16 protein-coding genes are annotated in these 19,818 nt (G+C 75.7%); 10 read left to right on the top strand and 6 right to left on the bottom strand.

Annotated elements, in window-relative coordinates; translation table 11 throughout:
* Positions 1 to 765: 765 nt before the first annotated feature.
* Positions 766 to 1,701, top strand: a complete 936-nt coding sequence (locus tag ACZ407_RS34660; protein ID WP_468135484.1) for a lipase family protein — start codon at positions 766 to 768, stop codon at positions 1,699 to 1,701.
* 15 nt (positions 1,702 to 1,716) lie between these two features.
* Here ACZ407_RS34660 and ACZ407_RS34665 read toward each other — a convergent pair whose 3' ends face one another.
* Positions 1,717 to 2,532 (bottom strand): L,D-transpeptidase family protein, encoded by an 816-nt coding sequence (locus tag ACZ407_RS34665; protein ID WP_468135486.1) that lies wholly within the window; start codon positions 2,530 to 2,532, stop codon positions 1,717 to 1,719.
* A gap of 78 nt (positions 2,533 to 2,610) precedes the next feature.
* Between ACZ407_RS34665 and ACZ407_RS34670 the strand changes: the two genes are divergently transcribed.
* Complete coding sequence (locus ACZ407_RS34670) at positions 2,611 to 3,051, top strand: NUDIX hydrolase (protein ID WP_468135488.1); 441 nt, start codon at positions 2,611 to 2,613, stop codon at positions 3,049 to 3,051.
* 54 nt (positions 3,052 to 3,105) lie between these two features.
* Here the strand turns inward: ACZ407_RS34670 and ACZ407_RS34675 are convergent, their stop codons facing one another.
* The 3 genes from ACZ407_RS34675 to ACZ407_RS34685 form a co-directional block, all read right to left on the bottom strand.
* A complete protein-coding gene (locus ACZ407_RS34675) occupies positions 3,106 to 3,750 on the bottom strand; it encodes a response regulator transcription factor (protein WP_468135490.1) in 645 nt (214 codons plus the stop codon).
* 990 nt (positions 3,751 to 4,740) lie between these two features.
* Positions 4,741 to 6,966: a sensor histidine kinase gene (locus ACZ407_RS34680; protein WP_468135492.1), complete on the bottom strand. Its 2,226-nt coding sequence runs from the start codon at positions 6,964 to 6,966 to the stop codon at positions 4,741 to 4,743.
* Positions 6,967 to 7,358: 392 nt separating this feature from the next.
* The gene (locus ACZ407_RS34685) at positions 7,359 to 8,591 is read right to left on the bottom strand and encodes an amidohydrolase family protein (protein ID WP_468135494.1); all 1,233 of its coding nucleotides are present in this window, start codon (positions 8,589 to 8,591) and stop codon (positions 7,359 to 7,361) included.
* Positions 8,592 to 8,754: 163 nt separating this feature from the next.
* On the opposite strand from ACZ407_RS34685, the gene afsR reads away from it, so the two are divergent.
* From afsR to ACZ407_RS34700, 3 genes are all read left to right on the top strand, one after another.
* The gene (gene afsR / locus ACZ407_RS34690) at positions 8,755 to 11,751 is read left to right on the top strand and encodes an SARP-family global regulator AfsR (RefSeq protein WP_468135496.1); all 2,997 of its coding nucleotides are present in this window, start codon (positions 8,755 to 8,757) and stop codon (positions 11,749 to 11,751) included.
* A gap of 207 nt (positions 11,752 to 11,958) precedes the next feature.
* Complete coding sequence (locus ACZ407_RS34695) at positions 11,959 to 12,204, top strand: hypothetical protein (RefSeq protein WP_468135498.1); 246 nt, start codon at positions 11,959 to 11,961, stop codon at positions 12,202 to 12,204.
* A 220-nt stretch (positions 12,205 to 12,424) separates the two neighbouring features.
* Complete coding sequence (locus ACZ407_RS34700; RefSeq protein WP_468135500.1) at positions 12,425 to 13,150, top strand: class I SAM-dependent DNA methyltransferase; 726 nt, start codon at positions 12,425 to 12,427, stop codon at positions 13,148 to 13,150.
* 95 nt (positions 13,151 to 13,245) lie between these two features.
* Here the strand turns inward: ACZ407_RS34700 and ACZ407_RS34705 are convergent, their stop codons facing one another.
* Positions 13,246 to 14,892, bottom strand: coding sequence for a FadD3 family acyl-CoA ligase (locus tag ACZ407_RS34705; protein ID WP_468135502.1), 1,647 nt, complete (start codon positions 14,890 to 14,892; stop codon positions 13,246 to 13,248).
* A 226-nt stretch (positions 14,893 to 15,118) separates the two neighbouring features.
* Here ACZ407_RS34705 and ACZ407_RS34710 point away from each other — a divergent pair, with 226 nt between their 5' ends.
* Genes ACZ407_RS34710 through ACZ407_RS34720 form a run of 3 tightly spaced genes read left to right on the top strand, consistent with a single transcriptional unit; the run spans position 15,119 to position 17,541 of the window.
* A complete protein-coding gene (locus ACZ407_RS34710) occupies positions 15,119 to 16,270 on the top strand; it encodes a lipid-transfer protein (RefSeq protein WP_468135504.1) in 1,152 nt (383 codons plus the stop codon).
* A gap of 27 nt (positions 16,271 to 16,297) precedes the next feature.
* Positions 16,298 to 16,765, top strand: a complete 468-nt coding sequence (locus tag ACZ407_RS34715) for a Zn-ribbon domain-containing OB-fold protein (RefSeq protein ID WP_468135506.1) — start codon at positions 16,298 to 16,300, stop codon at positions 16,763 to 16,765.
* A complete protein-coding gene (locus ACZ407_RS34720; protein ID WP_468135508.1) occupies positions 16,762 to 17,541 on the top strand; it encodes an enoyl-CoA hydratase/isomerase family protein in 780 nt (259 codons plus the stop codon). Before ACZ407_RS34715 ends, ACZ407_RS34720 begins: the two co-directional genes overlap by 4 nt.
* A 2-nt stretch (positions 17,542 to 17,543) precedes the next feature.
* Here the strand turns inward: ACZ407_RS34720 and ACZ407_RS34725 are convergent, their stop codons facing one another.
* The gene (locus ACZ407_RS34725) at positions 17,544 to 18,146 is read right to left on the bottom strand and encodes a hypothetical protein (RefSeq protein ID WP_468135510.1); all 603 of its coding nucleotides are present in this window, start codon (positions 18,144 to 18,146) and stop codon (positions 17,544 to 17,546) included.
* Between the two features lie 168 nt (positions 18,147 to 18,314).
* Between ACZ407_RS34725 and ACZ407_RS34730 the strand changes: the two genes are divergently transcribed.
* Complete coding sequence (locus ACZ407_RS34730; protein WP_468135512.1) at positions 18,315 to 18,902, top strand: NADPH-dependent FMN reductase; 588 nt, start codon at positions 18,315 to 18,317, stop codon at positions 18,900 to 18,902.
* A gap of 138 nt (positions 18,903 to 19,040) precedes the next feature.
* A complete protein-coding gene (locus tag ACZ407_RS34735; RefSeq protein ID WP_468135514.1) occupies positions 19,041 to 19,688 on the top strand; it encodes a hypothetical protein in 648 nt (215 codons plus the stop codon).
* The last annotated feature ends 130 nt before the right edge of the window (positions 19,689 to 19,818 follow it).

The following is a 19,818-nucleotide window of genomic DNA, read 5'->3' on the forward strand; positions in this document are numbered from 1 at the left end:
CCCCCCCCCCCCCCTGCCCGGCGCCAGCCGGGTTGCCTTGGGGCTCCGCCCCAAACCCCGCGCCTCAAACGCCGGCGAGGCTGGATTTTGCCCCCCGCCCGGTGGGCATCCGCGGCCCGTCGTCTCGGGGCTCCGCCCCGAACCCCGCGCCTCAAACGCCGGCGAGGCTGCGTTCGCCCCGCGGGGCTGCCTGGGCGGCTGGATGCGGCCCGGCAAAAACCAGCCCCTCCGGCGTTTGAGGAGCGGGTCCGGGCGGAGCCCGGGGCCCGGCGGCAGCCGGGGTGGCTTGGGCGGGGGCAGACGGGGCCCGTGGTGGGTACGTGTGGAGGCATGGGCGGGCGTGGGTGGCGGTGGGGTGTCGGGGTGCTCCTGGCAGGAGCCGTGGTGTCGGCGGGAGCCCCGATCGGGGCAGGGGGGACGGGCCCCGCGCAGGCAGGGCTCGGGGCAGGGGGGACGGGCCCCGCGCAGGCGGGGCTCGGGGGGAGCGCCGCGCCCGGCGGGGTGGTGGGGACCGGACCCGGGCAGGCGGGGGCCGAGGGGACGGGGCCCCGGCAGGCGGGGGCCGGGGGGACGGGGCGGGTGCCGGTCGGGGTCGGGGGGACGCCGGCGGGTGGGGGGCGGGGCGGGGGCGTGCCCCCTGGGGCGGTGGGGCGGCTGCTCGGGAGTGAGGTGATGGGGCAGGGGGTGCCCGCCGGGGCACGGGGCTGGCGGATCCGGTACGGCACCCGGGACGGGCGGGGACGGGCCCGACTGGGAAGCGGGTTCGTGATCGCCGGCCCCCGGAGCGGCGGCGCGGCCCCGCCCCCGGTGGTGCTGTGGGCGCACGGGACCACCGGCGTCACCGCCCCCTGCGAGCCCAGCCGCAGCCCCGGCGAGGCGACCTTCCACGTACCCGCCGTGCAGGCGCTCCTGGACCGCGGCTGGGTCCTGGTCGGGCCCGACTACCTCGGTCCGGACCAGACCGCCCCCGCCCCGTACTTCCTGGGTCGCGCCGAGGCGTACGCCCTGCTCGACGCCGCCCGGGCCGCCCGCCGCCTCCCGGCCCTGCCGCTCGACGCCCGGACCGTGCTCTGGGGCTACTCCCAGGGCGGGCACGCCGCGCTGTGGGCCGGCGCGCTGGCCCGTACGTACGCTCCCGCGGTCGATCTGCGCGGGGTGGCCGCACTGGCCCCCGTCACCGACCTGCCCGCCCTCGCCGACCGCTGGCAGGCCGAGGGCATCGGCCGCGTGCTGGACGCGTACGCGCTGGCCTCGTACGCGGACGCATACCCGGGGGAGGTCCGCCCCGAGGACCACCTCACCGCCGCTGCCCGCCCCAGGATGCGGGCCGCGGCCCGCCGCTGCCTCAACGATCCGGCCGGGCTGCCCGGGCTGATCCACTCGCTCGACGGGCCCTCGCCGTTCACCCGGCCCCCGTCCGCGGGCGCGTTCGGCAGCCGGCTCCGGCAGAACACCCCCTCCGGCGCGGCCGGCGGCGCCGCGGTGCTCGTCGCGCAGGGCTCCGCGGACTCCGTCGTACCGGCCGCCGTCACCGCGTCCTGGGCGCAGCGCCAGTGCCGCGCCGGGCACCGCCTGGACTACCGGCCCTACCCCGGCGCCGGCCACTCGGACCTCGTACGCCCCGGCTCCCCCGCGGCCGGGGCGCTGATCGCGTGGACGGCCGACCGGTTCGCGGGCCGGCCCGCCACCCCCACCTGCTGAGCGGCGGCCGCCGGGTCAGTGCCCGGCCGGGCCCATCACGATGACGGGGTGGGCGGCCGGGTCCAGGGTCTCCAGGAGGGTCTTCATGCCGGCCGCCGGGATGCCCACGCAGCCCTGGGAGGGGCCGTCGTGGTCGACGTGGAGCCAGATGTTGCCGCCCTTGGCCTCGCCCTCGGGCTTGGTCTGGTCGAGCGGGGAGGTGCCGGGCCGGCGGTTGTAGTTGATGGCGACGACGTAGTCGAAGGAGCCGGCCAGGGACTCGCCCTCCACCCCCCGCCCGGTGGCCGTGAACGCTTCGGCGTGGTCGTACGGCAGGCGCGTGCCGGGCGGCTCGGGCAGCAGGCCGCCCGCGTCGGTCAGCGAGAACACCCCCACGGGTGACTGGAGTCCCCCGTACGTGCGCTCCGCCGACCAGCCCTTCGCCCCGTTGCGGGCCGGCCAGCTCGGCCCCGGCTGCCAGTCCTCGGCCCCTGCCGAGGCCCGGGTGTAGAGGGTCGCCGTCGCGTACGAGGAGTCCGGGGCACGGCCCGTCACCAGCACCACCTGCCGGGTGGCGGCGGGGATCTCGGCCCGGGTGGCGGCGCTGATGTCCGGCAGGGCGCGCGGGCGGTGCGTGCCGCGGTCGCTGTGGGCCGTACCGCCGTGCGCCACCGCCCCGTTGTGGGAGTCCGCGCCGAGCTGCGCCGAGAGCTGGGGGCGTTCGCCGTCGTGGGCGGCGTAGGCCCAGCCGGCGGCCACCACGAGGACTGCTCCGGCGGCGGCCGTGTAGACCAGGCGGCCGCGGCGGGAGCGGGACGGTGGGGACGTACGGTTCCGCGCGTGCTTGCTCATCGACACAAACCGTACACATAGCAATGAATTGTCAATTTAGCGTTGAACCATGCCCGGGCGCGCTCCTAACCTTCTCTGATGCGCACTCCACGATCCGCCGCTCGCATCGTCGTCGTGTCCCCGCAGAACACCGTCTTCCTCTTCCGTGACGACCACCCGTACGTGGGCACCCACTGGCTGCCGCCCGGCGGCGGGATAGAGGCGGGCGAGACCCCCGAACAGGCCGTCGTGCGCGAGCTCCGCGAGGAGACCGGGTGGACCGACCTCGCGCCCGAACGGCTGCTGTGCACCTGGGTGCACGACTTCACCCACCAGGGGGTGCCCACGCGGCAGTACGAGAACGTGTACGTCGCCTCCGGCCCGCTCCGCGAGCCCGTGCCGGAGTCCCCCGGCCAGCACTGGCGGTGGCTGAGCCTGGAGGAACTCGACGCGGTGGGCGAGCCGGTGTGGCCTCCGCAACTGGCCGGGCTGCTGCGGGCGGGGGGAGCCGAGCCGGTGCACCTGGGGTTCGTGGGCTGAGCGGCGGTCTCGGCGGGGGCGGCCGCAGGCGCGGGGCGGCCGCAGGCGCGGGGCTCAGCAGCCGAGGCCGGCTTCGCGGGCCCGGACGATCGCTTCGGCGCGGCTGGCCGCCTGGAGCTTGGCCAGGATGTTGGACAGGTGGTTGCGGACGGTCTTCGGGCTGAGCACCAGCCGGCGGGAGATCGCGGTGTTGTCCAGGCCGCGCGCCACGAGGTCCAGCAACTCGCGCTCGCGTGCCGTCAGTTCGGGGAGCGGTACGGGGCCGGACCGGCTCGCCGTGTGCAGCCCCGTCAGGTACGCCGTCGCCCGGGAGGCGACCGCCGGGCCGAGGATGACCTCCCCGTTGGCCACGGCCCGGACGGCGCGCTCGATCTCGGCGGGGGCGGCCCCCTTGAGCAGGTAGCCGCGGGCTCCGGCGCGCAGCACGGCGAAGACGGAATCGTCGTCGTCCAGCATGGTCACGACCAGGACGGCGGTGCCGGGGCAGTGCCGGAGGATCTCGCGGGTCCCCTCGATCCCGCTGTCCCGGCCGTCTCCGAGGTGCAGGTCCATCAGCACCACGTCGGGCCGCTGGGCGCGGGCCGCGGCCACCGCGGCGGGGACGTCGGCGGCCTCGCCGGTGACGGTCATGCCGGGCAGCGAGCCGAGGAGGGTGGCCAGGCCCATGCGGAAGACGGGGTGGTCGTCGACGACCAGCACCCGCGTCTCCCGCCGCCCACCGGGTCCCCCCGGGGCCCCGCCGCCCCCTGCCCCGACCTCCGACCCACCCGGCGCCCCGCCGCCCGCCGGCCCCACCTCCGGGACACCCGGCGCCCCGCCGCCTCCCGATCCGGCCTCCGGGACACCCGGGGCCCCGTCGCCCGCCGGCCCGACCTCCGGGACACCCGCTGCCCCGCCGCCTCCCGATCCGGCCTCCGGGACACCCGCTGCCCCGCCGCCCGTCGGTCTGGCCTCGCCCGGTCTCCCGTGGGTCGTCTCCGGCCCGCCTGCTCCGTCGAGCATCGTCATGTCCCCGCCTTCCTCCGGCTCCGCCGTCACCTTGGAACATGCCCGCGCCGCGCCCTCTTCCCCACCCGCCGCCGTCCCGGGGCTCCGCCCCGAACCCCGCTCCTCAAACGCCGGAGGGGCTGGAGTTTGCCCCGGCTCGTGCGCAGCCGACCGCCGTCTTCTCGGGGCTCCGCCCCGAACCCCGCTCCTCAAGCGCCGGAGGGGCTGGAGTTTGCCCCGCCCGGTGGCAAGACGCTCCGCAGTCCGCCATGGCGACACGCTCTACAGGCCGACACGGCCCGGCAAAATCCAGCCCCGCCGGCGATTGAGGCGCGGGTCCCGGGCGGAGCCCGGTGCCCGGCGCCAGCCGGGGTGCCTTGGGGCTCCGCCCCAAAACCCCGCTCCTCAAACGCCGGAGGGGCTGGAATTGGCCCCACCTCGTGCGCAGCCGACCGCCGCCGTCTCGGGGCTCCGCCCCGAACCCCGCTCCTCAAACGCCGGAGGGGCTGGACTTTGCCCCGCCCGGTGGCAAGACGCTCCGCAGTCCGCCATGGCCGGGCAAAAGCCAGCCCGCCCGGTGGGCGACACGCTCCGCAGGCCGACGCGGGCGGGCAAACCAGCCCGGTGGGCAAGACGCTCCGCGGCCGGCGCGGCCCGGCAAGAACCAGCCTCGCCGGCGATTGAGGCGGGGGGTGGCGGGGGTCAGCATGGGAGGGTCAGGGTCAGGCGGGTGCCGTGGCCGCCGCGGCCCGGGGACCAGGTGGCCGTGCCGCCGACGCCTTCGGCGCGTTCGCGGATGGACGTCGTGCCGACCCCGCGCCGCGCATCCGCGGCCACCCCCCGGCCGTCGTCCTCCACCGAGACCTCCAGCACCCCGTCCCCCCGGCTCAGTTCCACCGCGCACAGCCGGGCCCCCGCGTGCCGCGACACGTTGCGGATGGCCTCCGCCACCACCGCGTACACCGCTCCGGCGGTCTCCGGCGGGACCGGCGCCGGGCCGAGGCGGTCCTCCCGTACGAGCACGGTCAGCCCGTCCGCCTCGTACCGCATGACCAGTTCGCGCAGGGCCGGTACGAGGCCCAGCTCGGCCAGGACCGGCGGGACCAGGCCGCGGGCCAGCACCCGTACCTCCTCGACCCGTTCGTCCACCTCCCCGCGCAGGCGCACGAGGAGCTCGTCCACGGCCGCGCTGCCGGGGGCGGCCGCCGGGAGCATGTTGCGCGCGGCGGCCAGCCCCAGGCCGATGCCCGCGAGGGCGGGGCCCAGCCCGTCGTGGAGCTCGCGGCGCAGGGCCCGGCGTTCGTCCTCGCGGGCGGCGGCCAGCCGGCCGCGGGACTCGCGCAGGGCCCGGGTGGTGTCGGCCAGTTGCACGGCGGTGGCCACGACCGGCGCCACCTCGTCCAGCGCGGCCCGGGCCCGGCGGTCGAGCCGCTCCCCGGGGCGGGCGGCGACCTCCAGGGTGCCGATGACAGCCGACCGGACGACGAGCGGGACCTGTACGGGCGCGCCGGCCGTCACCCGTGCGGGCCCGACGGCCGGCACCCGTGCGGGCCCGACGGTCGGCACCCGTGCGGGCCCAACGGTCGGCACCCGTGCGGGCCCAACGGTCGGCACCCGTACGGGCCCAACGGCCGGCTCGCCGGCCCCCGGTGCGGCCGCCTCCGCGAGCGTTTCGCCGTCCGCGGCCAGGATGCGTACGGCGCCCAGGTTGAAGGCGGCGGCCACGCTCTCGGCCATGCCCGACAGGGCCTCCTCGGCGGTCTTCGCACTGCCCAGGTGACGGCCCACGCGGGTGACCACCGGCCCGGCGGCCTCCCCGTGCACCAGCCGGTCCACCCGGCGCTGGAGCCAGGCCCGGGCCGGGTGGAAGGCGGCCGCGGTGGCCGCCGCCGCCGGCAGCCGACCCAGCGGGCCGTCCGTGCCGCCGCCGGGCAGCAGCCCGGAGAGCGCGACGGCGAGCGCGTACCCGGCCACGACCATGCCGGTCAGCAGGGCCCCGACGAGGGTGCGGCTGATCGCGAGCCCGATGCCCCACAGCTGCTGGCGCAGCACCACGACGAGCACGGCCGCCGGGAAGAAGGCCTGCGAGGTGAGGTGGGCGAGCGGGGTGAGCAGGGTCAGCAGGCCGGTGCCGTCCTCGGCCATGCTGCCGCCGCCGTCGGGCCAGACGAGCAGCAGGGCGAAGGGGGCGGAGGTGAGCAGCACACCGATGGCCAGCCAGCCGAGGCCGCGGGCGGACGGGTCCCGGTAGCGGCGGTAGGCGGCGTGCCCGGCGGCGGCCGTGCCGAGCAGCACCACCACCGCGAACAGGGCGTTCTGTGCGGGCTCCACCAGCCGGGCCCACTGCGCGGAGCGCACGGCGAGCGGGGAGACGGGCTCGGCCCCCTGGGGCCAGGGGAACGGGTCGGTCAGCCGGATCGCCAGCATGGCCGCGATCACGGCGGTGCCTGCCGCCACCGCGGCCTTCGCGGGGCGGGGCGGCGGGGCCTCCCCGGCAGCCAGCAGGTGCGGTACGACGAGGACCAGGGCGAGGGTGCCGGGCACCCAGGCGGTGCCCTGCACGAGGGCCCAGGCGGTGGGCGGATCGGCGGCGGGTGCGGCCGCGCGCAGTTGCGCCGCCACGGCCGAGAGGCCGCCGCCGATCGCGGTCAGGGCCACGAGCCAGGCCACGGGGTGGCTGCGGCGGGCCAGGATCACGGCGGCGACGAGGCCGTAGACGAGGGCGTCGGTGGTGTCGACGACGAAGAACCACTGGTCGGAGCCCCAGCGTGCGCCGGTCCGCACGGCCAGGACGAGGGCGGTCGCCGCCAGTCCCCATGCGGCGGTGAGCGTGGCGACTGCGGCGGCGGCGCCGGTGAGGCGGCGCGGCGGGGCCGTGCCTTCTCTGCCGGGCGCCGGCGCGGCCTTTTCGTCCCCCCAGACAGCCATGCCTGTCAGCGTCGCAGTGCGGACGCGCCGTGTCACAGCATTCCGCGGCGAGTCCCCGGGGCTCCGCCCCGAACCCCGCTCCTCAAACGCCGGAGGGGCTGGAGTTGGCCCCGGCTCGTGCGCAGCCACCCGCCGTCTTCTCGGGGCTCCGCCCCGAACCCCGCGCCTCAAACGCCGGCGGGGCTGGAGGTTGCCCGGCGGGGCTGGGGGATTGCCCGGGGGGGGTTGCCCGGGGGGCTGGAGGTTGCCCGGTGGGGCTGGGATGTGACCCCGGGCTGCGGACAACGCGCGGCACACTCCAGCCCCTCCAGGGGGTACCTCCCAGCCCCCTGGGGCTGGGGGAGGTTGAGGAGCGGGTCCGGGCGGAGCCCGGGGCCCGGGGCCGGGTGGGGTCAGGGTGTTGAGCCCGGGCCCGGCCAGAGGCCGGTTTCGGTGAGGCCGAGGAGGTCGATCGCGTTGCGCCGGACGATGCGCTCGACCACGTCCGCGGGGAGGTGGCCCATCTGCGCCTCGCCGACCTCGCGGGACTTGGGCCAGGTGGAGTCCGAGTGCGGGTAGTCCGTCTCGTAGAGGACGTTCCCCACCCCGATCGCGTCCAGGTTGCGCAGCCCGAACGCGTCGTCGAAGAAGCAGCCGTACACGTGCTCGGCGAACAGCTCGGACGGCGGCCGGGTGACCTTGTCCGCGACCCCGCCCCACGCCCGGTTCTCCTCCCAGACCACGTCCGCGCGTTCCAGGACGTACGGGATCCACCCGATCTGCCCCTCGGCGTACATGATCTTCAGGTGGGGGAAGCGTTCGAACTTGCCGCTCATCAGCCAGTCGACCATCGAGAAGCAGCAGTTGGCGAAGGTGATCGTGGAGCCGACGGCCGGCGGGGCGTCCGCGGAGGTGGACGGCATCCGGGAGGAGGAGCCGATGTGCATGGCGATGACCGTGCCGGTCTCGTCGCACGCCTGCAGGAACGGGTCCCACTCGTCGGTGTGGATCGAGGGCAGCCCCAGGTGCGGCGGGATCTCCGAGAAGGCGACGGCGCGCACCCCGCGGGCGGCGTTGCGGCGGACCTCGGCCGCGGCCAGCCGGGCGTCCCACAGCGGGATCAGGGTGAGCGGGATGAGGCGGCCGCGGGCCTCGGGCCCGCACCACTCCTCGACCATCCAGTCGTTGTACGCGCGCACCCCCAGCAGGCCGAGTTCGCGGTCCTTGGCCTCGGTGAAGGTCTGGCCGCAGAACCGCGGGAAGGTGGGGAAGCACAGCGCGGACTGCACGTGGTTGACGTCCATGTCGGCGAGCCGGTCCGGAACCGAGTAGGAGCCCGGGCGCATCTGCTCGTACGTGATGACTTCGAGCCTGATCTCGTCGCGGTCGTACCCGACCGCGGTGTCGAGGCGGGTGAGCGGGCGGTGCAGGTCCTCGTACACCCACCAGTCGCCCACCGGGCCCTCGTCGCCCTTGGCGCCCATGACCGGGGCGAACCTGCCGCCCAGGAAGGTCATCTCCTTGAGGGGGGCGCGCACGATGCGGGGGCCGACGCCGGCGTACTTGGACGGGAGCCGGTCCCGCCAGACGTGAGGAGGTTCAACCGTGTGGTCGTCCACCGAGATTATCTTCGGGAAGGTCTCCATGGGCCCCACGGTAGCGCCGATCTGACGAACCGTCAGCTACTCTGGCGCCCCGGAACCCCGCCGTGCCCCCGTGCGCCCCGCCCCTCCCGGGCTGACGCGCCCGGCCGGGACAGGGCAGACTGACCAGTGCGCACGCCGCCACGGAAGGCAAGGGGGGACACAGATGGACGGCATACCGGCCATTCCGCACCAGCGGAAGCACCCCGAGACCGCAGGCGAATCCCCTCGCGAGGCCCCCGCCGCCACCGGAGAACCCGGGGCCGGGGACGCCCGGTTCGCCGTGCTCGGACCCGTACGCGCCTGGCGGGGCGGGGAGCCGCTCGCCTCCGGCTCGCCCCAGCAGCGCGCCCTGCTCGCCGCGCTCCTGCTGCGCGACGGCCGCACCGCCACCGCGCCCGAGCTGATCGACGCCATCTGGGGCGAGGACCCGCCCTCGCAGGCCCTCGCCGCCATCCGCACCTACGCCTCCCGGCTGCGCAAGATCCTCGCCCCCGGGGTCCTCGAAAGCGACGCGGGCGGCTACGCCATCCGCAGCACCGCGGCCGCCCTCGACCTCGGCGAGGCCCGCGCCCTGGCCGCCGACGCCGAGAAGGCCCGCGCCCAGGGCGACCGCGCCCGCGCCCGCACCCTCCTCAACGAGGCCCTGGCCCTCTGGGACGGCGAGCCGCTGGCCGGCGTGCCCGGCCCGTTCGCCGACACCGAGCGGACCCGGCTCGGCGAATGGCGCCTCCAGCTCCTGGAGAGCAGGCTCGACCTGGACCTCGAACTCGGCAGCCACGCCGAGGCCGTGTCCGAGCTCACCGCACTCACCGCCGCCCACCCGCTGCGCGAGCGGCTGCGCGAACTGCTCATGCTCGCCCTGTACCGCAGCGGCCGGCAGGCCGAGGCCCTCGCCGTGTACGCCGACACCCGGCGGCTGCTCGCCGAGGAGCTCGGCGTGGACCCGCGCCCGCAGCTCGCCGAACTCCAGGCGCGGATCCTGCGCGCCGACTCCGAGCTGGCCGCCGAGCCCGCGCCGGCCGCCCCGGTGCTGGTGCGCCCGGCGCAGCTGCCCGCCACCGTGCCCGACTTCACCGGCCGGGCCGCGTTCGTCGCCGAACTCACCGAGATCCTCACCGCCGCCAGCACCGACGGGCAGGTCATGGCGGTCTCCGCGCTCGCCGGCATCGGCGGGGTCGGCAAGACCACCCTCGCCGTGCACGTGGCCCACGCGGCCCGCCCGCACTTCCCGGACGGGCAGCTGTACGTGGACCTCCAGGGCAGCGATGCGCGCTGCCTCGAACCGGAGGCCGTCCTCGCCGCCTTCCTGCGCGCCCTCGGCATCCCGGCCCACGCCATCCCCGACTCGGCCGCCGAGCGCTCCGCCCTCTACCGCTCCACCCTGGACGGCCGCCAGGTGCTCGTCCTCCTCGACAACGCCCGCGACGCCGCCCAGGTCCGGCCCCTGCTGCCCGGCACCGCGGGCTGCGCGGCCCTGGTCACCAGCCGGGTCCGCATGGCGGGGCTGGCCGGGGCCCACCTCGTCGACCTCGACGTGATGAGCCCGGAAGAGGCCCTCCAGCTGTTCACGCGGATCGTCGGCGAGGAGCGGGTGCAGGCCGAGCGGCAGGCCGCCCTCGCGGTGGTCGGGGCCTGCGGGTTCCTGCCCCTGGCCATCCGCATCGCCGCCTCCCGGCTGGCCGCCCGCCGCACCTGGACGGTGTCGGCCCTCGCCGACAAGCTCGCCGACGAGCGGCGCCGCCTCGACGAGCTCCAGGCCGGGGACCTGGCCGTCAAGGCCACGTTCGAGCTCGGCTACGGCCAGCTGGAGCCCGCCCAGGCCCGGGCCTTCCGGCTGCTCGGGCTGCCCGACGGCCCGGACGTCTCCCTGCCCGCGGCCGCCGCCGTACTGGCCCTGCCGGTGCACGACGCCGAGGACCTCCTCGAAGCCCTGGTGGACTGCTCCCTGCTGGAGTCCGCCGCGCCCGGCCGCTACCGCTTCCACGACCTCGTACGCCTCTACGCGCGTGCCTGCGCCGAACGGGACGAGCCCGCCGCCGAGCGGGACGCCGCCCTGTCCCGGCTGCTGGACTTCTACCTGGCCACGGCCGCCGGGGTGTACGCGCTGGAGCGCCCCGGGGACCGGCTGGTGGCCCACCTCGCCCGGGCCGACTACCCCGGCAGGGTCCTCGGCGACCGGCACGCCGCCATGGACTGGCTCTACGCCGAGGCCAACCCGCTGCTGGCGTGCGTCCGGCAGGCGGCGGCCCGTACCGACATCCCGCAGGACGTGCTCCGGCGGGCCGTGGACCTGCTGTGGGCCGCCAAGGACCTGCTGGAGTCCGGGGCCAACTCCCGCCAGTACGAGGCCGCCGCCCTCGCCCTGCGGGACGCCGCCGTACGCGCACGGGACCCGCACGCCGAGGGCCGCGTACGCACCATGCTGACCAACGTGCACCTGGTCGCGGGCCGCTTCGGCGAGGCCGACGACGAGGCCCGCCAGGCCACCGCCCTCGCCCGGACGGCCGGGGACCCCGCCCCGCTGTGCTGGGCCCCCAACGACCGCGGGATCATCGCCCTGTACGAGGGGCGGCACGCGGACGGGGAACGGTACCTGCGCGAGGCCATCGAGAACTTCCACGCCGACGGCAACGACATCGGCGAGGCCAGCGCCCTGTGCAACCTGTCCCGGATCGAGGCCGCCCTCGGGCGCCTGCCCGTGGCCATCGACCTCGCCGAGCGCGGCATCGCGCTCTACGACCGGATGGGCCTGACCCTGCGGCTCGCCAACGGGCGCTACGCCCTGGGCATCGTGCTCGCCCAGGCGGGCCGGCTGACCGAGGCCCTGGCCCAGCTGACCGAGGCGCTGGCGCTGTTCCACGACAACCGGCAGCCGCTGTGGGAGGGCATCACCCACTACCGCATCGCCGAGGCCCGGCTCGCCGCCGGCCAGGACACCCTGGCCGCCTCGCACGCCGAACAGGCCATCGCCCTGCGGGTGATGGGCGGGGAGTGGCGCCGGGCCTGCGTGGTGATGGTGCTCGGCCGGGCGCTGTTCCGGATGGGCCAGACCGACCGGGCCCGGGCCTGCTGGACGGACGCGGAAGCGGTCTTCGCCCAGCTGGGGTCGCCCGAGCTGGCCGCCGTACGGGCCCTGCTCGCCTCGGAGCAGCCCGCCTGACAAACGGAGCCGCCGGCGGCCTCCCGCAACCCGGCCCCCGCACCCGCTCCGACGTGCGGGAAAGCCATGGGGCATGATCCTCGGGCGGAAGCCGAACGGGACGTTCATCGTTCGTTTATCGCCCCGCGGCACCATGAATGCACTGACCCGTTCGGCGGTCCGCGGGGGAATTGCCGAACGGGCCCGGAATCACCTTCAGGAGTGACGATGACGACGACCGACAGCGCGAAGCCCGTCCCCGGCGACGGCGACATCAAGCCGCTCGACAACCACGCCACCGGCGTGGACATCAGGACGCTGGACAACCACGCCACCGGCGCGCCGCTCACGGCTCCTGCCGGTGCCGCGGAGACCGACCCGGCCGCGCCGCCCGTGGCCGCGCCGGCCACCGCCGGGGCCGTCGGCGAGGAGATCCAGTCCATGGACAACCACGCCACGGGCCCGCGCCCGTAAGGAAGTCGGCGGCCTTCGCCGGTCACGGGGGTACGGGGGTGCCGACCGGCGGAGGCGCGAGGCCCCGGGGCGGGACCAGGGGGACCGGGAAACCGGGTGGTCCTGCCGCGGGGAGCACAAATCACGGGGGAACGGCGGCCACGGTGGCCCGGAGGGGGAGCCACCGCGGCCGCCGTACGCGTGCGTCCGCGGCGGCCGGGCCGTGTCCTAGGCTGGCGGCGTGTTCACCTCCGAGGGACCCACGCTGAGGGAGCTGGCCGTCCAGGCGCTCTCCTCCATCGAGCACGGCTACGACCTGCTCGCCCCGAAGTTCGACCACACGCCCTTCCGGACCCCGGACCGGTTCCTCGACGCCACGGCCGCCGCGCTGCGCCCGTACGGGCCGTTCGGGGCGGCGCTCGACGTGTGCTGCGGGACCGGGGCGGGGCTCGGGGTGCTGCGCGAGCTGGGGGCCGGGCCGCTCACGGGGGTGGACTTCAGCGCCGGGATGCTGGCGCGGGCGCGGGCGGCGCACCCGGACGCGGCGCTCGTCCGGGCCGATGCGCTGGCGCTGCCCTTCGAGGAGGAGTTCGACCTCGCGGTCTCCTTCGGCGCCTTCGGGCACTTCCTGCCGCGGGAGCGGCCGCGGCTGTTCGCCGGGGTGCACCGGGCGCTGCGGCCGGGCGGGCTGTTCGCCTTCCCGATCGGGGCACCGCCGCCCCCGGACTCCCCGCTGTACTGGCTGTCGCTCGGCTTCGACGGGCTGATGCGGGTGCGCAATGCGGTCTGGCGGCCGACGTTCGTCATGTACTACCGGACGTTCCCCCTGAGCGGGGTGCGCGCCGACCTCCGCGCGGCGGGCTTCGAGGTCTCCCTCGCCCCCCTCCCCGCCCTCGGCCACCGCCGATCCGGCACCCCGAACTGGTGCCTCCTGCTGGCCCGCAAACAGGACCCCGCGGGCCCCTGACCCCGCCCGGTGGGCAGCCGCCCGCCGTCGTCTCGGGGCTCCGGAGGGCGACTTGGCCCGGCCCCGTGGGCAGCCGCCCGCCGAGGGGGTGGCGGTCATTGCGGGCCGGAGCGGGAGCGGAGGTCGGTTTTCAGGACCTTGCCGCTTGCGTTGCGGGGCAGGGACGCCACGAACTCCACCGCCCGCGGCACCTTGTAGTTCGCCATCTCCCGCCGCGCCCAGGCGATCAGGTCGTCCGCCGTCAGCGTCGCCCCCGCCCTCCGCACCGCGTACGCCTTGCCGACCTCCCCCAGCCGCGCATCCGGAATGCCGACCACGGCCACGTCCGCGACGTCCGGGTGCAGCCCGAGCAGCTGCTCGATCTCCGCCGGGTACGCGTTGAAGCCGCCGACGATGAACATGTCCTTGATCCGGTCCGTGATCCGCAGGTTGCCCGCCCCGTCGAGCACCCCCACGTCCCCCGTGCGCAGCCACCCGTCCGGCGTCAGGGCCTCCGCGGTCGCCTCGGGGTCCTCGTAGTAGCCCTGCATCACGTTGTGTCCGCGTACCCACACCTCCCCGTCCACGAGCTTGACCTCCGTGCCCGGTATCGCCCGCCCGGAGGTCTCGGCGATGACCCCGGCCGGGTCCCCCCGCCGGCACATGGTCACGATCCCGCCGGCCTCGGAGAGCCCGTACGCCGTGAGCACGGTCGCGATCCGCAGCTCCCCGCGCAGCCGCTCGACCAGCCGGAGCGGCACCACGGCCGCCCCGGTCACGACGAGGCGCAGGGCCGACAGGTCGTACTGGTCGCGGTGCGGGTGGTCGAGGAGGGACTGGTGGAGGGTGGGCGGTCCGGGGAGTACGGAGATCCGCTCGGCGGTGATGTTGGCGAGGGCGGTGTCCACGTTGAAGACGGGCTGCGGGACCATCGTGGCCCCGCGCATCAGGCAGGCGATGATCCCGGCCTTGTAGCCGAAGGTGTGGAAGAAGGGGTTCACGATCAGGTAGCGGTCCCCTTCCCGCAGCCCGGCCAGCTCGCTCCAGATCGCGTAGCAGCGCAGGGTCTGCGCGTGCGTGATGACCGCGCCCTTCGGCTGCCCGGTGGTGCCGGAGGTGAAGACGATGTCCGAGGGGGAGTCGGCCCGGACGGCCGCGGCCCGGGTGCGGACCGCCTCGGCGGGGGTGCCCTGCCCGGCCGCGAGGAAGTCCTTCCAGGTGCGGAAGGACTCGGGGGCGTCGTCGGCGAGGACCACCACCTCTTCCAGGTGCGGCAGTCCGGGCAGCGGCCCCTCCCCCGGCCCCTCGGCGGCGGCCCGGCGCAGGGAGGCCACGTACGAGGTGCCGAGGAAGGTGCCGGTGACGAACAGCAGGCGGGCGCGGCTGCGGCGGAGCACGTACGCGGCCTCGGCGCCTTTGAAACGGGTGTTGAGCGGGACCAGGACGGCGCCGGCCGAGACCGCGCCCAGGGCGCTGACGATCCACTCCAGGCTGTTGGGGGCCCAGACGGCGACCCGGTCCCCGGGGGCGAGCCCGGAGGCGATGCAGGCGGCCGCGGCCCGTTCGACCCGCTCGCCCAGTTCGGCGTACGTGATCCGAGTGCGGCCGTCGACGACGGCCTCGCGGCCCGCGAACCGGGCGGCGGCATCGGCGACGAGGGCGGGGACGGTGCCCCAGCGGAGATCGCCGCGGGGGTCCTCGCCGGGGTCGTCCCAGGGGTCCCCGGCGGCGTCCCCGGCGGTCCCCTCTTCCGCGGGCCCCACCGCGGGACGGTCCGCGGGCCCCACCGCTCTGCGGTCGGCGCGTTCCGCGCCCGGCCCCGTGCCCCTCTGGCCCGTGCCCCTCTCGCCCGTACGCCCCTCGTCCGCGCGCCCGTCCACCATGTGGCAGTCCCTCCCGCCGCACCCCACCGGCTCCCGCTAGCTGACTATCCGTCAGATTAGCTGTAGCCTTCGCGGCTGTCAGTACCGGTGCACCTCGGAGGTGGGCATGGCGGCAGGGCTCAAGGACGCTGCGGCGATAGCGGGGATCGGGCAGACCGCGTTCGCGAAACACCTCCCGCAGACCGAGAAGGAACTCGCCTGCCGGGCCATCCTGGCCGCCCTCGACGACGCCGGCATCGCCCCCTCCGAGGTGGACGCCTTCGCGTCCTACACGATGGAGGAGACGGACGAGGTCGAGGTGGCCAAGGCGATCGGCGCCGGGGACGTCACCTTCTTCTCCAAGGTCGGCTACGGGGGCGGCGGTTCGTGCGCCACCGTGGGCCACCTCGCCGCCGCGATCGCGACCGGGCAGGCGAGCGTGGGCGTGGCCTGGCGCTCGCGCAAGCGGGGATCGGGGCCGCGGCCCTGGAAGAACACCGCCGTGCAGCTGCCCACCCCCGGGCAGTGGACCCGCCCCTTCGGCCTGCTGCGGCCCGCCGACGAGATCGGCATGCTCACCCGCCGCTATATGCACGAGTACGGCGCCACCCGCGACCACCTCTTCAACGTGGCCCTGGCCTGCCGCAACCGGGCCAACCAGAATCCCGCCGCGATCATGTACGAGCGGCCCCTGACCCGCGATATGTACATGACGGCCCGCTGGATCAGCGAGCCGCTGTGCCTCTTCGACAACTGCCTGGAGACGGACGGGGCGCTGGCCTGCGTGGTCGTCGGCGCCGAACGGGCCCGCGACTGCCGGCAGAAGCCCGTCTACGTGCATGCGGCCGCGCAGGGCCTGCCCGCCCAGCACCACGGGATGGTCAACTACTGGAACGACGATCCGCTCTCCGGCCCCGCCTGGACCGCGGCCCGGCACCTGTGGAAGCAGGCCGACTTCGGCCCGGACGACGTGGACGTGGCCCAGATCTACGACGCGTTCACCCCGCTGATCCCGCTCTCGCTGGAGGGCTACGGCTTCTGCGGGCGCGGCGAGGGCGGGGCCTTCACCGAGGGCGGCGCGCTGGAGATCGGCGGCCGGCTGCCCCTCAACACCGGGGGCGGCGGCCTGTCCGAGGCGTACGTCCACGGGTTCAACCTGATCAACGAGGGCGTGAAGCAGCTGCGCGGCACCTCCACCGCCCAGGTGCCCGACGCCGCCACCTGCCTGGTCACGGCGGGCGAGGGCGTACCGACGTCCGCGATCCTGCTGCGCGCGTGAGGAGCCGACCGTGAGGAGCCGACGAGGATGACCACGACGAACGAGACGACGGCCGCGGAGGGCCTCCTCCGCCCGGTGCCCGACGAGGACGGCGCCCCCTTCTGGGAGTACGCGGCCCGCGGCGAGCTCCGCATCCAGGCCTGCGCCGCCGGGTCATGCGCCCGGCTCCGCTTCCCGCCCCGGCCGTGCTGCCCGCACTGCGGGTCGTTCGACAGCGAGTGGCGGCTGATGAGCGGCCGCGGGCGGATCTGGTCGTACGTGCGCCCGCACCCGCCGCTGCTGCCCGCGTACGCCGCCCAGGCCCCGTACAACGTGATCCTGGTCGAGCTCGCGGAGGCCCCGCACATCCGGCTGGCCGGGAACCTGGTGGCGGCCCCCGGGGCCCCTCTGAACTCGGTGGACCCGGCCCGGCTGCGGATCGGCGCGAAGGTGCAGGCGGTCTTCGCCGAGGTGGACGGCACGACGGTGCCGCGCTGGCTCCTGGAGCGGCCGTGACCCTGCGCGTGGAACGGGACGGGGCCACGGGCGTGGCGGTGCTGACCCTGGACCGGCCGGACCGCCACAACGCGGTGGACCTCGCCATGGCCGCGGAACTGACGGCGGCCTGGCGCGCGTTCCGCTTCGACGAGTCGGTGCGCGCGGTGGTGGTCACGGGCGCGGGCGGCAGGGCCTTCTGCACCGGCATCGACCGCTCGGCGGAGGTGCCCCAGCCGCCCTCCCCTTACACGATCGACGATCCGCTGATCGCGATCGGACCGAAGGCGAACGACCTGTGGAAGCCGGTGGTCGCGGCCGTCAACGGCATGGCCTGCGGCGGAGCCTTCTACCTGCTGGGCGAGGCCGAGTTCCTGATCGCCTCGGAGACGGCCGCCTTCTTCGACCCGCACACCGCCTACGGCATGGTCAGCGCGTACGAGGCCATCGGCATGGCGATGCGGATGCCGTACGGGGAGGCCGCCCGCATGACGCTCATGGGCACGGCCGAACGCCTCTCCGCCCGGCGCGCGTACGAGATCGGCCTGGTGTCCGAACTGACCGCGCCCGGGGAGGAGCTGGCGGCCGCGGTGCGCTGCGCGGAGGTCATGGCCGGCTTCCCGACCGCGGCCGTCCAGGGCACGGTCCGCGCCCTGTGGTCCTCGCGGGAGGCCGCCCGCAGCCAGGCCATGGCCCATGCCCCGCACCTGATCGGCCTGGGCAACCTGCCGGCGGCCGAGCAGGAAGCCCTCTTCGCCGGACGCCGCGGCGGGCCGGGCGGGTTCCGCGTCCGCTGAGGTCAGCTCATGACGGTGATGTCGTCGAGGGCGCAGCGCTTGACGTCCTTGGCGCGGCGGCCGTTCGTCATGGGGATGCGGATCTCGCGGGTCTCGTAGGGGTCCAGCGTGACCTGCTGGGTGTTGTCGTCGAGTTCGGTGTTCGCGGCGCCGCCGATGAAGTCCACCTCGATGGTGAAGGTGTGCTGGGCGCCGGACGTGGACCGGACGCGGAGGGTGGAGTTCGTCTCCGCGCCGGAGGTGGTGCGGGGGCGCTGCTTGCCGCGGGTGCGGGTGCTGCCGGGGCCGGCGCACGTGAGGATCTCGACCGCGATCAGGTCGCTCGCCGCACCGGGGGCGGTGGCGCCGGCGGCGCTCGGGCTCGCGCCGTTGGCGCCGTCCCAGTCGGAGTCGCTGTGGGTGCCGTTCTTCTTCTTGGAGCTGGAGCAGCCGCCGCCGGACGAGCCGGAGTCGGAACCGCCGGAGCTGGAGCTGCGGCTCTTGCCGCCCGACTTGCTGCCGCCGCCCTTGCTGCCGCCCCCCTTGCTGCCGCCGGACGAGAATCCGGTCAGCGCGAGCACGACGGCGACGAGTACGGCTGCGAGTCTGACACGTCGACCGAACACGGAATCCCCCTGAACTGAGCCAATGCACTGCTTTCGGCCGCGCACGCTATCAGGATCCGGCCTTTCCGGAAGGGGGCGGGAAAGGGGCGGTTGAACAGGTGAACTAAACGGTTTAGTGTTTTTCCCGTCCGGCCGAGGGGCCCGGACGCGATCCGGGAGGGGAACCCCATGTCCGAGTTCAAGATCCTCGCCATCTCCGGCAGCCTGCGCACCGACTCGCACAACACCGCCCTGCTCCGCGCCGCCCGCAAGCACCAGCCCGGCGGCCTCGACATCGAGATCTACGAGGGCCTGCGCGAGATCCCGCCGTACGACCAGGACCTCGACACCCCCGAGCTGCGGCCCGCGGCCGTCGCCGACCTGCGGCGCCGCGTGACCGAGGCGGACGGGATCCTCATCTCCACCCCGGAGTTCAACTACTCCGTGCCGGGCACGCTGAAGAACGCCATCGACTGGGTGAGCACCGACTGGACCCGCCAGGAGGGCCTGCCGCTGCTGCGCAAGCCGCTCGCGATCATGGGCGCGGCCCCCACCAACTTCGGCACGGTGCGTGCCCAGCTGGCACTGCGCCAGGTGTTCGTGTGGACGGACAGCGACGTGGTCGTGAAGCCGGAGGTGCAGGTCTTCCGCTCCCACGAGCGCTTCGACGAGAACGGCAACCTGACGGACGAGACCACGGTCGCCCTGCTCCGCGACCTGCTCACCGCCCTGAAGGGGAAGGTCGAGAACGCGACCGGGGCGGCCGGCGCCAGGTAGCCGCCGCACGGCACCCCGCCCCCACTCCGCACCGCCCTCCACCCGGCCGCCGTCGCCCCGTCCGGGTGAGGGCGGCATGCCGAGCACTGCCCACCGGCGTAGCGTCGAGAGCGAGAGCCCGACCGCTGGAGGCCGAGCATGATCCGCAACGCACTCGGCTCCCTGATGGGGCTCGTCGGAGCGACGGCCGCCGTCTGGAGCCCCTTCCGTACCTGGTACGACGGCCGTCACGGACGCGACTACCGCATCGAGGAACTCTTCTCCGGCAGCGGGATCACCGCCGACAGGGCCTCCCTGGCCGGCTCGCTCCTGATGCCCTTCCTCCTCGCCGCCCTCCTCACCCTGCTGGCGGTACTGCGCCGCTCCCGTTTCCTGATGGCCTCCGCCGGGATCCTGGTGCTGGGCTTCACGGTGCTGTGGATGGTGCGCCAGGGGCAGGCCGCGGGCAGCCTGAGCGTGGGCGGGGACGGGGCCGGGCTGGGAGCGGGCGTGGCGAGCGCCTTCGGCGGCGGGGTGCTCATGATCCTCGGCGCGGTGGTGATGCGCGGGCGCCGCGGGCGCCGGTCGAGGCTGTCCCGGGCGGAACGGGCCGACACCGAGCCGGTGCCGTACGCCCCGGCGTCCCCCTCCCCGTACCCCTCCTCGTCGGAGGAGACCCGGACCATGGTCCGCCCCTGGCCGGGCCACGGCCCGGAACTCGGCGCCCCCCTCGGCGGCCCCGAACCCGAACAACCGCCCCCGCCGCCCCACGGCCCGCCCCTGGGCCCCCCGCTCGACAAGCCCTGACACGGGCCCGCAGCTGCCCCCGAGCGGGGCAGACCCCAGCCCCGCCGGCGTTTGAGGCGCGGGGTTTGGGGCGGAGCCCCAAGGCAACCCGGCTGGCGCCGGGCAGGGGGGGGGGGGGGGGGGGGGGGGG

Source organism: Streptomyces sp. NPDC030809, from assembly GCF_055572195.1.

Bases quoted from the DNA above. Each gene is read 5' to 3' on its own strand.
- afsR (WP_468135496.1), top strand. From the start codon at position 8,755: ATGGACGGCATACCGGCCATTCCGCACCAGCGGAAGCACCCCGAGACC.
- ACZ407_RS34730 (WP_468135512.1), top strand. From the start codon at position 18,315: ATGTCCGAGTTCAAGATCCTCGCCATCTCCGGCAGCCTGCGCACCGAC.
- ACZ407_RS34680 (WP_468135492.1), bottom strand. From the start codon at position 6,966: ATGGCTGTCTGGGGGGACGAAAAGGCCGCGCCGGCGCCCGGCAGAGAA.
- ACZ407_RS34665 (WP_468135486.1), bottom strand. From the start codon at position 2,532: ATGAGCAAGCACGCGCGGAACCGTACGTCCCCACCGTCCCGCTCCCGC.
- ACZ407_RS34685 (WP_468135494.1), bottom strand. From the start codon at position 8,591: ATGGAGACCTTCCCGAAGATAATCTCGGTGGACGACCACACGGTTGAA.
- ACZ407_RS34710 (WP_468135504.1), top strand. From the start codon at position 15,119: ATGGCGGCAGGGCTCAAGGACGCTGCGGCGATAGCGGGGATCGGGCAG.
- ACZ407_RS34735 (WP_468135514.1), top strand. From the start codon at position 19,041: ATGATCCGCAACGCACTCGGCTCCCTGATGGGGCTCGTCGGAGCGACG.
- ACZ407_RS34670 (WP_468135488.1), top strand. From the start codon at position 2,611: ATGCGCACTCCACGATCCGCCGCTCGCATCGTCGTCGTGTCCCCGCAG.
- ACZ407_RS34695 (WP_468135498.1), top strand. From the start codon at position 11,959: ATGACGACGACCGACAGCGCGAAGCCCGTCCCCGGCGACGGCGACATC.
- ACZ407_RS34715 (WP_468135506.1), top strand. From the start codon at position 16,298: ATGACCACGACGAACGAGACGACGGCCGCGGAGGGCCTCCTCCGCCCG.